At 46.1% G+C, this 280-nt stretch carries 1 pseudogene; it reads left to right on the forward strand.

Annotated features, from left to right (window positions below):
- Window positions 1-280: pseudogene (locus SORDD05_RS10180) on the forward strand (hypothetical protein); the annotation flags it as partial.

Here is a 280-nt window from a genome sequence, read left to right on the forward strand (position 1 = left end):
ACAATAGCTTACTCTGCAATTGGAGGTATAGTTGGCATCAGCAATCCTTCTTCCGCAGATATCAAAAGCCATAAGGAAGAAGCCCTGCAATCTCTTCGTACAACTGAAAGTCGGATGGAATCATTTAATGGTGAACTGTTGGGGAGCGGTGTAACCACTACCCTCTCCACGATTGCAAGTGGTTTGAGTCGGTCTCGCAAAGCTGTTGGCATGACAGACCCTTATCATAATGTGGAAGCCCTTGCGATTTTTCAGGACACGAAGTTACGGGATCAACAGA

This window comes from Streptococcus oralis, from assembly GCF_001578705.1.
GTDB classification, from domain to species: domain Bacteria; phylum Bacillota; class Bacilli; order Lactobacillales; family Streptococcaceae; genus Streptococcus; species Streptococcus oralis_J.